Annotated in this window: 11 protein-coding genes and 1 pseudogene; all 12 read left to right on the top strand. The window is 62.7% G+C overall.

What is annotated here, in order from left to right:
- Positions 1–146: 146 nt before the first annotated feature.
- Positions 147–857: pseudogene (gene nuoE / locus ACR9ZN_RS11685) on the top strand (NADH-quinone oxidoreductase subunit NuoE); the annotation flags it as partial.
- 123 nt (positions 858–980) lie between these two features.
- A complete protein-coding gene (gene nuoF, locus ACR9ZN_RS11680) occupies positions 981–2,282 on the top strand; it encodes an NADH-quinone oxidoreductase subunit NuoF (protein WP_441771858.1) in 1,302 nt (433 codons plus the stop codon).
- A 276-nt stretch (positions 2,283–2,558) separates the two neighbouring features.
- Positions 2,559–4,637, top strand: coding sequence for an NADH-quinone oxidoreductase subunit NuoG (gene nuoG, locus ACR9ZN_RS11675; protein ID WP_481272295.1), 2,079 nt, complete (start codon positions 2,559–2,561; stop codon positions 4,635–4,637).
- A gap of 9 nt (positions 4,638–4,646) precedes the next feature.
- On the top strand, positions 4,647–5,696 hold the full coding sequence (gene nuoH / locus ACR9ZN_RS11670) for an NADH-quinone oxidoreductase subunit NuoH (RefSeq protein WP_434956623.1): 1,050 nt from the start codon (positions 4,647–4,649) through the stop codon (positions 5,694–5,696).
- Positions 5,693–6,211 (top strand): NADH-quinone oxidoreductase subunit NuoI, encoded by a 519-nt coding sequence (gene nuoI, locus ACR9ZN_RS11665; RefSeq protein ID WP_068282998.1) that lies wholly within the window; start codon positions 5,693–5,695, stop codon positions 6,209–6,211. The genes nuoH and nuoI overlap by 4 nt, the downstream gene beginning before the upstream one ends.
- Before the next feature lie 103 nt (positions 6,212–6,314).
- On the top strand, positions 6,315–6,923 hold the full coding sequence (locus ACR9ZN_RS11660) for an NADH-quinone oxidoreductase subunit J (protein ID WP_434956622.1): 609 nt from the start codon (positions 6,315–6,317) through the stop codon (positions 6,921–6,923).
- A 3-nt stretch (positions 6,924–6,926) separates the two neighbouring features.
- Positions 6,927–7,235 carry an NADH-quinone oxidoreductase subunit NuoK gene (nuoK, locus tag ACR9ZN_RS11655; RefSeq protein ID WP_068282543.1) on the top strand — a complete coding sequence of 103 codons (309 nt, stop codon included), beginning with the start codon at positions 6,927–6,929 and terminating at the stop codon, positions 7,233–7,235.
- Positions 7,236–7,239: 4 nt separating this feature from the next.
- A complete protein-coding gene (nuoL, locus tag ACR9ZN_RS11650; RefSeq protein WP_481272294.1) occupies positions 7,240–9,378 on the top strand; it encodes an NADH-quinone oxidoreductase subunit L in 2,139 nt (712 codons plus the stop codon).
- Entirely contained in the window at positions 9,378–10,877 is a 1,500-nt protein-coding gene (locus ACR9ZN_RS11645; protein WP_434956620.1) for an NADH-quinone oxidoreductase subunit M, read from the top strand. Before nuoL ends, ACR9ZN_RS11645 begins: the two co-directional genes overlap by 1 nt.
- A 14-nt stretch (positions 10,878–10,891) precedes the next feature.
- Positions 10,892–12,322 carry an NADH-quinone oxidoreductase subunit NuoN gene (nuoN, locus tag ACR9ZN_RS11640; RefSeq protein WP_434956619.1) on the top strand — a complete coding sequence of 477 codons (1,431 nt, stop codon included), beginning with the start codon at positions 10,892–10,894 and terminating at the stop codon, positions 12,320–12,322.
- A 13-nt stretch (positions 12,323–12,335) separates the two neighbouring features.
- Complete coding sequence (locus ACR9ZN_RS11635) at positions 12,336–13,091, top strand: biotin--[acetyl-CoA-carboxylase] ligase (protein ID WP_481272293.1); 756 nt, start codon at positions 12,336–12,338, stop codon at positions 13,089–13,091.
- Between the two features lie 287 nt (positions 13,092–13,378).
- The gene (locus ACR9ZN_RS11630; protein ID WP_441771856.1) at positions 13,379–15,049 is read left to right on the top strand and encodes a ribonuclease J; all 1,671 of its coding nucleotides are present in this window, start codon (positions 13,379–13,381) and stop codon (positions 15,047–15,049) included.
- The last annotated feature ends 13 nt before the right edge of the window (positions 15,050–15,062 follow it).

The following is a 15,062-nucleotide window of genomic DNA, read 5'->3' as shown; positions in this document are numbered from 1 at the left end:
TCGCAGCCGGCCTTGAACCGGCTGCAAAAGCGTCTTGTGATTTGAGGGGATCACCACGAATCGCAAAGACGCATCGAAACCAGAAGTGAGAGTAAATGGGCGTTTGCCAAAACGCGCTTTGCTCTAGCAGTTAAAGAGGAATGCGCATGTCCGTCCGCAGGCTCGCGCCCCAGGAACTCCAGCCGGCAAGCTTTGCCTTCACGCCCGAAAACGAGGCGTGGGTGGACAAGCAGATCGCCAAATATCCGCCCGGCCGCCAGGCTTCGGCGGTGATTCCGCTGTTGTGGAAGGCGCAGGAGCAGGCCGGTGGCTGGGTATCCCAGGCGGCGATCGAGGTGGTCGCGGCCCGTCTCGACATGCCAAAGATCCGCGTTCTGGAAGTCGCGACCTTCTACACCATGTTCGCGCTGGAGCCGGTCGGCAAACATTTCATCCAGCTCTGCGGCACGACGCCCTGCCAATTGCGTGGCGCCGGAGCCATCCGGGACGTGGTCAAGAAGCGCATCGGTCCCGAGCGTCATGTGACGGATGACGGCAAGTTCTCTTGGCTCGAGGTCGAATGCCTGGGCGCCTGCTGCAATGCACCAATGGTGCAGATCAATGCCGATTTCTACGAGGATCTCACCCCCGAGATCATGGAACGCATCATCGACGATCTTACCGCCGGCAAGGAAGTGAAGCCCGGGCCGCAGAATGGCCGCTTCTCGTCCGAGCCGGAAGGCGGCGCCCAGACCCTGACAGACCCGTCGCTCTATGACGGCTCGATGATCGGCTCCTGGAAGCAACGCCTGGCCGAGGAAAAGACCAAGCTGGAAGCTGCCAAGGCAGCGGCGGCCGAGGTCGCTGCGGCGGCGCCGGCCAAATCGTGACTTTTAACAGGGCAGGGGTTGGGATGACCGGCTCCTTTCCGACGACGTGTTCTGCCGCAAGCCTTGCATCGGCGACAGGACGATCCCCGTTCTCAGATATCCGGATCCGCCATGCTTGCTGATCGCGACCGCATCTTCACCAATCTCTACGGCCTCCAGTCGCCCGGACTGCAGGCGGCCATCAAGCGTGGCTCGTGGGATGGCACCAAGCAGATCCTCGAGATGGGGCAGGACTGGATCATCAACGAGATGAAGGCCTCGGGGCTCAGGGGCCGCGGCGGCGCAGGCTTTCCGACCGGCCTGAAATGGTCGTTCATGCCCAAGAAGTCCGATGGACGGCCGAATTATCTCGTCGTCAACGCCGACGAGTCCGAGCCCGGCACCTGCAAGGACCGTGAGATCATGCGGCATGATCCGCAGCATCTGGTCGAAGGCTGCCTGATCGCCTCCTTCGCCATGAATGCGCATGCCTGCTACATCTATATTCGCGGCGAATATATCCGCGAGCGCGAGGCTCTGCAGCGCGCCGTGGACGAGGCCTATGAGGCCGGCCTGATCGGCAAGAACAACAAGAACGGCTGGGATTTCGACCTCTACGTTCATCACGGTGCCGGCGCCTATATCTGCGGCGAGGAGACCGCGCTGCTCGAAAGCCTCGAAGGCAAGAAGGGCATGCCGCGCATGAAGCCGCCCTTCCCGGCGAATATGGGGCTCTATGGCTGCCCGACCACAGTGAACAATGTCGAGTCGATTGCCGTCGCCCCGACGATCCTGCGCCGCGGCGCAGGCTGGTTCGCTGGCATCGGCAATCCCAACAATGTCGGCACCAAGCTCTTTTGCGTGTCGGGGCATGTGAACAAGCCCTGTAACGTCGAAGAGGCGATGGGCATTCCGTTCCGCGAACTGATCGAGCGCCATTGCGGCGGCATCCGTGGCGGCTGGGACAATCTGAAGGCCGTGATCCCCGGTGGTTCGTCGGTGCGCATGGTGCCTGCCGAGCAGATCATCGACACGCCGATGGACTTCGACTCGCTGTCGAAGCTGCGCTCTGGCCTCGGCACCGCCGCAGTCATCGTGATGGACAAGTCCACCGACGTGGTGCGGACGATCGCGCGGCTTGCCTATTTCTACAAGCATGAGAGCTGTGGCCAGTGCACCCCTTGCCGCGAGGGCACGGGCTGGATGTGGCGCGTGCTCACCCGCATGGCCGATGGCCGCGCCCAGAAGCGCGAGATCGACATGCTGCTCGACGTCACCAAGCAGGTCGAAGGGCATACGATCTGTGCGCTCGGCGATGCGGCGGCCTGGCCCATCCAGGGCCTGATCACCCATTTCCGTCATGAGATCGAAGCGCGCATCGATCAGTATGCCGCCAACCCCCATTCCGATCCTGTCCTGCAGGCGGCGGAATAACAGGCCGGCTTCCGCCGGTTACAATCTACCAAGGCAAAACGCGTTTTAGCGAAAACGCACTTTGCTCTGGCTCGTTGATCGAACGCGTTTTGCGATTCTTGGTGACTCCACCAAATCGCAACACACTTTGGGCTGGGATCGTCTCCCGTTTCCGGCCTGTCACAGCGCTGAATTTTCGTTTCGCGATGTTGATCGCGGCACTGAATTTTGCGAAGTCGAGTTTGGAAAGAGTCTGGACTGCGTCTTGCATTCCAGGCCTGATCGTCAAGGTTATCCATGGCCAAGTTGATCGTCGACGGACAGGAAATCGAGGTCCCGGCGGAGTACACACTCCTCCAGGCCTGTGAGGTCGCGGGTGCAGAGATCCCGCGTTTCTGCTTCCACGAGCGCCTGTCGATTGCCGGCAATTGCCGCATGTGTCTGGTCGAGGTGAAGGGCGGTCCGCCCAAGCCCACGGCCTCCTGCGCCATGGCGGTACGAGACCTCCGTCCTGGCCCGAACGGCGAGCCGCCGGTGGTGCTCACCAAGAGCCCGATGGTCAAGAAGGCTCGCGAAGGGGTGATGGAGTTCCTGCTCATCAACCACCCGCTGGACTGCCCGATCTGCGATCAGGGCGGCGAGTGCGACCTGCAGGACCAGGCCATGGCCTACGGCGTCGACAAGAACCGCTATGCCGAGAACAAGCGTGCGGTCGAGGACAAATATATCGGCCCGCTGGTCAAGACGGTGATGAACCGCTGCATCCATTGCACGCGTTGCGTCCGCTTTACCACTGAGGTGGCCGGCGTCTCCGAACTCGGCGCCATCGGCCGTGGCGAAGATATGGAGATCACCACCTATCTCGAAAAGGCGATGAGTTCCGAACTGCAGGGCAATGTCATCGATCTCTGCCCGGTCGGCGCCCTGACCTCCAAGCCCTATGAATTCCATGCCCGTCCCTGGGAGCTTTCCAAGACCGAATCCGTCGACGTGATGGATGCGGTGGGCTCCGCCATCCGCATCGATGCGCGCGGGCGGGAAGTGCTGCGCATTGTGCCGCGGACCAATGAACTGGTGAACGAGGAGTGGATCTCCGACAAGACCCGCTTCATCTGGGACGGCCTGCGCACCCAGCGCCTCGACCGACCCTATCTGCGTGTCGACGGTCGCCTGACGCCTGTGAGTTGGCAGGAGGCCTTTGCCGCCATCGCGACCAAGGTGAAGGCAGCCAAGCCTGAGCGCATCGGCGCCATCGCCGGCGATCTCGCCGCGGTGGAAGAGCTGTTCGCGTTGAAGGATCTCATCGGCAAGCTCGGTTCCAAGAACCTCGATGCCCGCCAGGACGGCGCCAAGATCGATCCCGCTTTGGGCCGGGCCAGCTACCTGTTCAACCCGACGATCGCTGGTCTTGAAGAGGCGGACGCGATCCTGTTGGTCGGCACCAATCCGCGCAAGGAAGCGTCGGTCCTCAATGCCCGCATCCGCAAGCGTTGGTTGCGCGGCGTCAAGGTTGGCCTGATCGGTGAACAGGCCGATCTGACCTACGACTATGATTATGTCGGAGCCGGCCCCGATACCCTGGCCGAGCTGGCTGCCGGCAAGGGCTCGTTCGCTGACCTGCTGAAGGGGGCGGCCAAGCCCGTCATCATCGTGGGCAGCGGCGTCTATGCGCGCGCCGACGGTGCGGCCCTGCTTTCGCTGGCCGCCAAGGCCGCCCAGGCCCTCGGCGTGGTCAAGGACGGCTGGAACGGCTTCGGCGTGCTGCACAATGCAGCCTCGCGCGTGGGAGCGCTCGATGTCGGCTTCGTGCCGGGGGAGGGCGGTCTCGATGCGGCCGGCATGGCTAGGGACGGGGCACTCGACGTGCTCTTCCTGCTGGGCGCCGACGAGGTCACCATCGAACCGGGCGCCTTCGTGGTCTATCAGGGGAGCCACGGTGACCGCGGCGCGCATCGTGCCGATGTGATCCTGCCGGCGGCAGCCTATCCGGAACGCTCGGGCCTGTTCGTCAACACCGAAGGGCGGGTCCAGCTTGCCAACCGCGCGGCGTTCCCGCCGGGTGAGGCGCGCGAGGACTGGGCGATCCTGCGGGCGCTCTCTGAAGCGCTCGGCGCCAAACTCGGCTACGACTCGCTCGGTGCCTTGCGCAAGACCTTGTTCGCGGCAATTCCCCACCTCGGCCGGATCGGCGAAGTCGCCGCCGGCGATGCCTCCGGCGTGACGGCCCTGGCGGGACTCGGCGGAGACGTCGACAAGTCGGCCTTCGCGGCAACGATCAGCGATTTCTATTTGACCAACCCCATCGCGCGCGCTTCGGCCGTGATGGCGCAGTGTTCGCAGCTCGCCTCGGGCGCGCTGCCGCTGGCGGCGGAATAAGGACGGGCCATGACGATCTGGGAAACACTGCTCTGGAAGGTCGGCCTGCCGCTGGTGCAAAGCCTGGTGCTGCTGGTCTGCCTGCTTGTCTTCATCGCCTATTATCTGCTGGCCGACCGCAAGGTCTGGGCGGCCGTGCAGCTGCGCCGCGGGCCCAACGTGGTGGGTCCGTGGGGGTTGTTCCAGTCCTTCGCCGACCTGCTCAAATTCGTGCTCAAGGAGCCGGTGATCCCGGCAGGCGCGAACAAGGGCGTCTTCCTGCTTGCCCCCTTCGTGACCTGCGTGCTCGCTCTGGCGGGCTGGGCGGTGCTGCCGGTGGCGGCCGGCACCATGATCGCCGACATCAATGTCGGCGTCCTCTACGTCTTCGCCATCTCCTCGCTCGGCGTCTACGGCACCATCATGGCGGGCTGGGCCTCGAACTCGAAATATCCCTTCCTGTCGGCCCTGCGCGCCGCCGCCCAGATGGTGTCCTATGAAGTCTCCATTGGCTTCGTCATCATCACCGTGCTGCTTTGCGCCGGTTCGCTGAACCTGACGGCCATCGTCGACGCTCAGCAGAGCCGCGGCCTCGCCAGCCTGATCGGTCTGCCCTGGCTGACCTTCCTGAACTGGTACTGGCTGCCGCTCTTCCCGATGTTCATCATCTTCTTCATCTCGGCCCTGGCCGAGACGAACCGGCCGCCCTTCGACCTGGCCGAAGCCGAGTCCGAACTCGTGGCCGGCTTCATGGTCGAATACGCCTCGACGCCTTACCTGCTGTTCATGCTGGGCGAGTATGTGGCGATCATGACCATGTGCGCCCTGACCACCATCCTGTTCATGGGTGGCTGGAGCGCGCCGATCGATCTGCCGCCCTTCACCTGGATCCCGGGCTTCATCTGGTTCCTGGTCAAGGTGACCTTCGTATTCTTCATGTTCGCGATGGTGAAGGCTTTCGTGCCGCGCTACCGCTATGACCAGCTGATGCGTCTCGGCTGGAAAGTCTTCCTGCCGCTGTCGATCGCCATGGTCGTGATCGTTGCTGGCTTCCTCCAGATCACCGGATGGGCACCATGACCGCCGCCAATCCCAGCCGGCCGCGTGTCGGTCTCGATCAGGCCGCCAAGGCTCTGTTCCTGAAGGAATTCGTTTCGGCCTTCTTCCTGTCGATGCGCTATTTCTTCAAGCCGAAGGCGACGCTGAACTATCCTTTCGAAAAGGGACGGTTGTCGCCGCGCTTCCGGGGCGAGCACGCTCTGCGCCGTTATCCCAACGGCGAGGAACGCTGCATCGCCTGCAAATTGTGCGAGGCGATCTGCCCGGCCCAGGCCATCACCATCGAGGCCGGCCCGCGCGGCAATGACGGTACGCGGCGGACCACCCGCTACGACATCGACATGGTCAAATGCATCTATTGCGGCTTCTGCCAGGAAGCCTGCCCGGTGGATGCCATCGTCGAGGGGCCGAACTTCGAGTTCGCCGTCGAGACGCGCGAAGAACTGTTCTATGACAAGGATCGTCTTCTGGCCAATGGTGACCGCTGGGAGCGGGAAATCGCCAAGAATATCGCCAAGGACGCGCCTTATCGCTAGGCACCGAGCGGACCTGCGGGGCCGAGTTTGTTTGTAGTGCTTCAGCCACGCTGAAGCGGTTGAGACTAGACGGCACGGAAACGAGCCGGAGAGGGGTTTGAACATGAATGTGGCGACAGCCTTCTTCTACCTGTTCGCCTTTGTTTGCGTGGCATCGGCCTTGATGGTCATCCTGTCGCGCAACCCTGTGCATTCGGTGCTCTATCTGATCCTGGCCTTCGTCAACGCGGCCGGCTTGTTCATGCTCACCGGGGCTGAGTTCCTCGCGCTGATCCTGATCGTGGTCTATGTCGGCGCCGTCGCCGTGCTCTTCCTCTTCGTGGTGATGATGCTTGACGTCGATTTCACCGAATTGCGCCAGGGCTTCCTGCAATATCTGCCGATCGGCTTCCTGGTCGGCCTGATCGTGCTGATCGAACTCCTGATGGTGGTGGTCGGCTGGGCGATCTCCCCCGGCATCGTCGTCAATCCGCAGACGCAGATCGACACCTCCGTCACCAACACCGAGGCGCTCGGACGCGTGCTCTACACGCACTATGTCTTCTTCTTCCAAGGCGCCGGGCTGGTGCTGCTGGTGGCCATGATCGGCGCCATCGTGCTGACGCTGCGCCACAAGGAAGGCGTCAAGCGCCAGAATCCGGCCTTGCAATCGGCGCGCACCAAGGCGCAGTCGGTCGAGGTCGTCAAAGTTCAGCCAGGGCAGGGGATCTGACACATGGCCGTCGATCTTTCCCATTTTCTCGCCGTTGCCGCCGTTCTCTTCACCATCGGCGTGCTTGGGATTTTCATCAACCGCAAGAACGTCATCGTCATCCTGATGTCGGTGGAACTCATCCTGCTTGCGGTGAACATCAATATGGTCGCCTTCTCCGCGGCGCTGCATGACATTACGGGCCAGGTCTTCACCCTGCTGATCCTGACGGTCGCCGCCGCCGAGGCTGCGATCGGTCTGGCCATTCTGGTGGCGTTCTACCGCAATCGCGGTTCGATCGCCGTCGAAGATATCAACGTGATGAAGGGCTGAGGGCGTGTATAACGCAATTGTCTTCCTGCCGCTCCTCGGCTTCCTGATTGCCGGCATCGCCAACATGCTGACCTGGCGCCTGGCGCCGGCCGATGCCGCCGAGACCTCCGGACATGGTCATGACGACCACGGCCATGGCTCTCATGCTGCGCATGGACACGATGATCATGGCCATGATGCCCATGGTCATGATGCGCACGGTCATGACGATCATCACGCCGTTGAGGAATCTCCCCACTCCCCAGGCAAGATCCGCTTCGCCGAGTATCTGACGACGGGCCTGCTCTTCCTGTCCTGCATTTTGTCCTGGGTCGCTTTCATCAATGTCGGCTTCAACGGCGCCACCACCACGGTGCCGGTGCTCGACTGGATCCATGTCGGCAAGCTGCAGATCGACTGGGCCCTGCGCATCGATACGCTGACGGCGGTCATGCTGGTGGTGGTCACCACCGTGTCCTCGCTCGTCCACCTCTATTCCATCGGCTATATGGAAGAGGATCCCTCGCGGCCGCGCTTCTTCGCCTATCTGTCGCTGTTCACCTTCGCCATGCTGATGCTGGTGACCTCCGACAATCTGGTGCAGATGTTCTTCGGTTGGGAAGGCGTCGGTCTGGCCTCATATCTGCTGATCGGCTTCTGGTACAAGAAGCCCTCGGCCAATGCCGCCGCCATCAAGGCCTTCGTGGTCAACCGCGTCGGTGACTTCGGCTTCTCGCTCGGCATCTTCGCGGTGTTCGTCATCTTCGGGCAGGTCGGCTTCGAGGGTATCTTCAAGGAAGCCGCCGGCAAGGCTGCTACCACCATCCACTTCCTCGGCTATACCCTGCCGGCTCTGGAAGTCGCCTGCTTCCTGCTGTTCATGGGCGCCATGGGCAAGTCGGCGCAGTTCCTGCTGCACACCTGGCTGCCGGACGCCATGGAAGGCCCGACGCCGGTCTCCGCGCTCATCCACGCCGCGACCATGGTCACGGCCGGCATCGTGATGGTGGCGCGCTTGTCGCCCCTGTTCCAGCATGCCCCTAATGCGCTGGCCTTCGTCACCTTTATCGGCGCTACCACGGCCTTCTTCGCCGCTACCGTGGGCCTCGTCCAGAACGACATCAAGCGCGTCATCGCCTATTCGACCTGTTCGCAGCTCGGCTACATGTTCGTGGCTCTGGGTGTCGGCGCCTACAATGTCGGCGTGTTCCACCTGTTCACGCACGCCTTCTTCAAGGCCTTGCTCTTCCTCGGTGCCGGTTCGGTGATCGTGGCGATGCATCACGAGCAGGACATGCGGAAGATGGGCGGCCTCAAGTCGAAGATTCCATGGACCTACGCGGCCATGATCATCGGCACGCTGGCGCTCACCGGTGTCGGCCTGCCTTTCACCCAGATCGGCTTCGCCGGCTTCAATTCCAAGGATGCCGTCATCGAGGCGGCCTGGGCCAGCTATGCCGAAAGCGGCCGCCTGATCCCGCTCTATGCCTTCTGGATGACGATCGTCGCCGCGCTGATGACCTCCTTCTATTCCTGGCGCCTGATCTTCATGACGTTCCACGGGCAGACCAGGGCTGACGCGCACACCTATGATCATGCGCATGAATCGCCGCTGCCGATGATGATCCCCCTCGCGGTGCTGTCTGTCGGCGCGGTGATCGCCGGCATGGTCTTTCACCATGCCTTTATCACCGAGGAAGGGCTGGAGCATTTCTGGCGCGAGGCGGTCTCCCTGGGCGAAGGCACCAAGATCCTGGAGGGCATGGAGCACGTTCCGGCGTTCGTGCATCTGGCGCCCTTCACCATGATGCTGATCGGCTTCCTGACGGCCTACTACATGTACATCGTCAAGCCGACGGTGCCGGCGGCGATCGCCGAACGCAATCCGCTGCTCTACAACTTCCTGCTCAACAAGTGGTATTTCGACGAGCTCTATGACTGGGCCTTCGTTCGCCCGGCCAAGTGGCTCGGCCGCTTCCTATGGAAGAAGGGCGACGGCGCCACCATCGACGGCCTCGGCCCGGATGGTGTTTCCGCCCGCGTCGTCGACGTCACCCGCGGCGTCGTCAAGCTGCAGACCGGCTATCTCTATCACTATGCCTTCGCCATGCTGATCGGCATTGCGGCCTTGTTCACCTGGTCCATGCTCGGAGGCACGCACTGATGTCCTGGCCGGTTCTTTCCGTTACGACCTTTCTGCCACTGGTCGGGGTGGTGCTGATGCTCGTGCTTCGGGGCGATCCCGAAGGCGTGAAACGCAATTCGCGCATCATCTCGCTGTGGACCACCATCGCGACCTTCGTCGTCTCGTTGCTGCCGCTGTTTGCCTTCGATCCGGCGAATACCAGCTTCCAATTCGTCGAGAACACCAACTGGCTCGGCGGCACCACGGGTGGCGCCATCAACTACCGCATGGGCGTCGATGGCATCTCGTTGCCCTTCGTCATCCTGACGACCTTCCTGATGCCATTCTGCATCCTCGCCTCCTGGCGTTCGATCCAGAACCGCGTGCGCGAATACATGATCGCCTTCCTCGTGCTGGAAACGCTGATGATCGGCGTGTTCTGCGCGCAGGACATCGTGCTGTTCTACCTGTTCTTCGAAGGCGGCCTGATCCCGATGTTCCTGATCATCGGCGTCTGGGGCGGGCAGCGGCGCATCTATGCCAGCTTCAAGTTCTTCCTCTACACGCTGCTCGGCTCGGTGCTGATGCTGATCGCCATCATGGCGATGTATTGGAACGCGGGCTCCTCGGACATCGCCGTGCTGCTCAAGCACCAGTTCCCGGCCCATATGCAGACCTATCTATGGCTGGCCTTCTTTGCCTCCTTCGCGGTGAAGATGCCGATGTGGCCGGTGCATACCTGGCTGCCTGACGCGCATGTCGAAGCGCCGACGGCGGGCTCGGTGATCCTGGCCGGCATCCTTCTGAAGATGGGTGGCTACGGCTTCATCCGCTTCTCGCTGCCGATGTTCCCTGCGGCCTCAGAATATTTCGCGCCGCTGGTGTTCACCCTCTCCGTCATCGCCATCGTCTACACCTCCCTGGTGGCGCTGATGCAGGAGGACATCAAGAAGCTGATCGCCTATTCGTCGGTCGCCCATATGGGCTTCGTCACCATGGGCCTGTTCTCGATGAACGAGCAGGGCGTGCAGGGGGCGATCTTCCAGATGATCTCGCATGGCATCGTCTCGGGCGCGCTCTTCCTCTGCGTCGGCGTCGTCTATGATCGCATGCATACCCGCGAGATCGCGGCCTATGGCGGCTTGGTCAATCGCATGCCCTGGTATGCGCTGGCGCTGATGGTCTTCACCATGGCCAATGTCGGCTTGCCCGGCACCTCAGGCTTCGTCGGCGAATTCCTCACGCTGGTGGGCGCCTTCTCGGCCAACACTTGGGTGGCCTTCTTCGCCACGCTGGGCGTGATCCTTTCGGCGGCCTATGCGCTCTGGCTCTATCGCCGGGTCGTCTATGGGGCGCTGGAGAAGCCGAGCCTGGCCGGCATCGCCGACCTGACGGGCCGGGAATTCATCATCCTGGCGCCCCTGGTTCTCCTCACGATCTATTTCGGTGTCTATCCCAAGCCGATCCTGAACATGAGCGAGGCTGCCGTCACCCATCTCATCCAGGCGGCGAAAGCTGCCAGCGTTGCGCTTAACTGATCCGAAGGCGAGCCATGTCTGCTTCTGAAATTGCAACGGCGCTTCCGGAGATCGTTCTGGTTCTCGGCGCTATCGCATTGTTGATGATCGGCGTCTTCTCGGCGCCCCGCGGCTACGGCCTCGTCACCACGCTCTCGGTGCTGCTGCTGGCGGTGGTCGTGGTGCTGGTGGCAATCAGCCATGACGGCAAGGCCTTCAACGGGTCCTTCACCGTCGACGCCTTCGCGCGCTTCACCAAGATCCTGGTGCTGATCGGATCGGGGGCGGCCATCCTGATGTCGGGCGACTTCCTGCGCTCGAGAGGCATCGAGAAGTTCGAATATCCGGTGATGATCCTGCTGGCCACCACCGGCATGTTGATGATGCTCTCGGCCAACGACCTCATCGCCCTCTATATCGGGCTCGAACTGCAGTCGCTCGCCCTCTATGTGATTGCCTCGATCCATCGCGACGATCTGAAGTCGACCGAAGCGGGCCTCAAATATTTCGTCCTCGGCGCCCTTTCCTCGGGCATGCTGCTCTATGGCGCCTCGCTGATTTACGGCTTTGCTGGTACGGTGTCGTTCACCGGTATCGCCACCGCCGTGCAGGGGCATGTCGGCCTCGGTCTGGTCTTCGGCATTGTCTTCCTGCTTGCGGGGCTGGCCTTCAAGATCTCCGCCGTGCCCTTCCATATGTGGACGCCCGACGTCTATGAGGGCGCTCCCACGCCTGTGACGACGCTGTTCGCCGGCGCGCCGAAGATCGCGGCCATGGGCTTGATGGTCCGCGTGATCATCACGTCTTTCCCCTCGGCGCTGGCGCAGTGGCAGCAGATCGTGGTGTTTATCGCGATCGCCTCGATGGCGCTTGGTTCCTTCGCCGCCATCGGCCAGAGCAATATCAAGCGACTGATGGCCTATTCCTCCATCGGCCATATGGGCTTTGCCCTGGTCGGCCTGGCGGCGGGCACTTCCGAGGGCGTTCAGGGCGTGCTGATCTATCTGGCGCTCTATCTTGCCATGACCCTCGGCACTTTCGCGGTGATCCTGTCGATGAAGCGCAAGGGCGTCTATGTCGAGAGCATCAGCGATCTTGCCGGCCTGTCGCGGACGGATACCTTAACGGCCTATGCCTTGGCGGCCCTGATGTTCTCCCTGGCCGGCATCCCGCCGCTCTCTGGCTTCTGGGCCAAGTGGTACGTCTTCGTCGCCGCCGTGCATCAGGGACTGTGGCCTCTGGCGATCCTCGGCGTGCTCTGCAGCGTGGTCGGCGCGTTCTATTATCTGCGCGTCATCAAGCTGATGTTCTTCGACGAGCCAGCCGAGGCCTTCGAGCCGATGCCGGTGACACTGCGTGCCGTGTTGGTGCTCGCCACCATCGTGACCGTATTCTTCATCGTCTGGCCGACGCTGATCACCGGCCCGGCCGCGACGGCCGCAGCCCTCGTCGCGGCTGCGGGCTGATGCTTTCGAGGCGATGAAACTCGGGGCAGGAGCACAGGCGGCAGGCTTCCGTCATCTACACTTCGACAGCATTGGCTCAACCAATGCCGAAGCGCTGGAACGTGGCCAGGACCGTCTGTGGGTGACTGCCGGCGAGCAGGTAGCAGGCAAGGGGCGGCGCGGCCGCCCCTGGAGTTCGCCAAGAGGCAATCTTTATGCTTCGCTCCTGCTGGTCGATCCGGCTGAACCGAGGCGGGCGGCGGATCTGTGCTTCGTCGCCGCGCTGGCGCTGAGTGATGCCGTGTTGTCAACGGCCCCTCGGGCGGCTCCGGCCCTGGCGTTGAAATGGCCCAATGACGTACTGATCGGCGGGGCCAAGGTGTCCGGCATCCTGGTCGAAGGTGCCCATGCCGGCGGCGGCTTTTCGGCGGTCATCGGCTGCGGCGTCAATATCGCCAGCCATCCGGATGGCACGCCTTATCCTGCCACGCATCTGGCCATGACCGATGCGACCGTCAATGTGGTAAATTTCTTTGCGGCCTTGACGGATGGCTTCGGCCGACGCCTGGAGCAATGGCAGCGGGGCCTCGGCTTTGCGACGATACGGGAAGCATGGCTGGAACGTGCCGCAGGTCTCGGGCGCAGGATCGTGGTGCGGCTGCCCTCCGGTGACATAGACGGCGTATTCGAGGCCTTGGATACGGAAGGGGTCCTGATCCTGCGTGACGATTCCGGCGCGCGTCGGGAAATTTCCGCAGGCGAGATCTTCTTTCCGGGCCTGCTTTCTTGAGCAAAGCGCGTCTGGAGCATCGTGCCGAAAGGTGGGCGCCGGTCTTCGGCGAAAACGATGCGGCGACAACGACCAGCAGCATCAGGAGCGCTTCCGACATCGGGTCCGATGCTGTAGACGGAAACCCTCTTTTGCTCGAACTCTCTGGTTCGACGCGTTTTTGCGATTCTTGGCGATTCCGCCAAGCTGCAAAACGCTTTAATTCATCCGATTCATGAACATGTCGGTTGCCACGCTTGTAGCCGGTTATGAAACAGTGGCGCGTTCGCGCCCGTAAGGAACCTGATATGGCACGCGACACCACCGATCTCGTCTTCTGCGCCCTGGGCGGCATCGGCGAGATCGGCATGAACATGGCTCTCTATGGCTATGGACCGGCCAACAAACGCCAATGGCTGATGGTCGATTGCGGCGTATCGTTTGCCGATGACAATTTGCCCGGCGTCGATCTCGTCATGCCCGACACGCGCTTTATCGAAGGCCAGCGCAAGAACCTGACTGGCATTGTGATCACCCATGCGCATGAGGACCATTTCGGCGCGCTCATTCACCTGGCGCCCAAGCTGCAGGTGCCGATCTACGCCACCAGGTTCACGGCAGCCCTGCTGGAAGCCAAGCGCCTGCATGATCCGGATGCCCCCAAGCTCGACGTGCGCATCATCCCGTCCCAGGCCCGCTTCACCTTGGGTCCGTTCGACATCGAATTGATCAATGTCGCTCACTCCATTCCGGAATCGAACGCGCTAGCCATCCGCACGCCGGCGGGCATGGTCATCCATACCGGCGACTGGAAGATCGACGAGACGCCGGTGATCCCGCCCCGCACCGATTCCGAACGCCTGAAGGCGCTGGGCGACGAGGGCGTGCTGGCACTGATCTGCGATTCCACCAATGCGATCCGCGAGGGACGCTCGCCGTCCGAGCGTGACGTCGCCAAGAGCCTTGGGGAAATCATCGCCGCCAAGAAGGGCAGGGTGGCGGTGACCACCTTCGCCTCCAATGTCGGGCGCATCCGCTCGATCGCCGAAGCCGCCATGCAGAATGACCGCAGCGTGGTGCTTGTCGGCCGGGCGATGGAACGGGTCTGCCAGGTTGCACGCGAATGTGGCCTGCTCGACGGCATTCCCGATTTCCTCAGCCCGGAAAGCTATGGCTTCCTGCCGCGCGAGAAGGTGGTGGCCGTGCTGACCGGCAGTCAGGGTGAACCGCGCGCCGCGCTGGCGCGTATCGCCCGCAGCGAACACCCCGAGGTCACCCTGGCCAAGGGCGATACGGTAATTTTCTCCTCGCGCACCATTCCGGGCAATGAGAAGGCTGTCGGCAACATCATCAATGGCTTGGTACGGCAGGGCGCGGAAATCGTGACCGATCGCAACCAACTCGTGCATGTCTCGGGCCATCCCCGCCGTGGCGAACTCACGGACATGTATCAATGGACCCGGCCGAAGATCGCCATCCCCGTCCATGGCGAGGCCTGGCACCTCGCCGAGCACGCTGACCTTGCCCGTTCGCTCGGGGTGCCCGAGGTCGTTGCCGCCGGTGACGGCCAGATCATCGCGCTGCGGGAGGGCGGCACCCAGGTGGTGGACGAGGCACCGACCGGCCGCATCTGCCTCGATGGTGATGTGCTGATCAATGCGGCGGAGGAAACCATCCCCCAGCGGCGGCGGCTGTCCTGGTCCGGCGCCGTCTCGATCGCCCTGGCGCTGTCGGAGAAGGGCGAGATCGTCAACGAGCCCGATGTGAAGTTTTCGGGTCTGCCGCTGCGCATCGGCGATGGGCGCCTGATGGACGAGGTCATTGCCGAGGCGGCCCTGCAGGTGCTCGAGAGCCTGCCCAAGCCGAAGCGGCGTGATCCGGACGCGGTGGAACTGGCAGTCGAGCGCGCCGTGCGTTCGGCCGTGAACGGGGTATGGGGCAAGAAGCCCGTCTGTCATGTGATCGTGCTGGTGGTCTGATAGGCGGCTTGGC

It is taken from the genome of Labrys sp. HAY1-8F, from assembly GCF_056754975.1.
Note: the sequence above shows the minus strand (reverse complement) of the source record. Positions and strands in the feature narration are given on the sequence as shown.

Bases quoted from the DNA above. Each gene is read 5' to 3' on its own strand.
- nuoF (WP_441771858.1), top strand. From the start codon at position 981: ATGCTTGCTGATCGCGACCGCATCTTCACCAATCTCTACGGCCTCCAG.
- nuoG (WP_481272295.1), top strand. From the start codon at position 2,559: ATGGCCAAGTTGATCGTCGACGGACAGGAAATCGAGGTCCCGGCGGAG.
- nuoH (WP_434956623.1), top strand. From the start codon at position 4,647: ATGACGATCTGGGAAACACTGCTCTGGAAGGTCGGCCTGCCGCTGGTG.
- nuoI (WP_068282998.1), top strand. From the start codon at position 5,693: ATGACCGCCGCCAATCCCAGCCGGCCGCGTGTCGGTCTCGATCAGGCC.
- ACR9ZN_RS11660 (WP_434956622.1), top strand. From the start codon at position 6,315: ATGAATGTGGCGACAGCCTTCTTCTACCTGTTCGCCTTTGTTTGCGTG.
- nuoK (WP_068282543.1), top strand. From the start codon at position 6,927: ATGGCCGTCGATCTTTCCCATTTTCTCGCCGTTGCCGCCGTTCTCTTC.
- ACR9ZN_RS11645 (WP_434956620.1), top strand. From the start codon at position 9,378: ATGTCCTGGCCGGTTCTTTCCGTTACGACCTTTCTGCCACTGGTCGGG.
- nuoN (WP_434956619.1), top strand. From the start codon at position 10,892: ATGTCTGCTTCTGAAATTGCAACGGCGCTTCCGGAGATCGTTCTGGTT.
- ACR9ZN_RS11635 (WP_481272293.1), top strand. From the start codon at position 12,336: ATGAAACTCGGGGCAGGAGCACAGGCGGCAGGCTTCCGTCATCTACAC.
- ACR9ZN_RS11630 (WP_441771856.1), top strand. From the start codon at position 13,379: ATGGCACGCGACACCACCGATCTCGTCTTCTGCGCCCTGGGCGGCATC.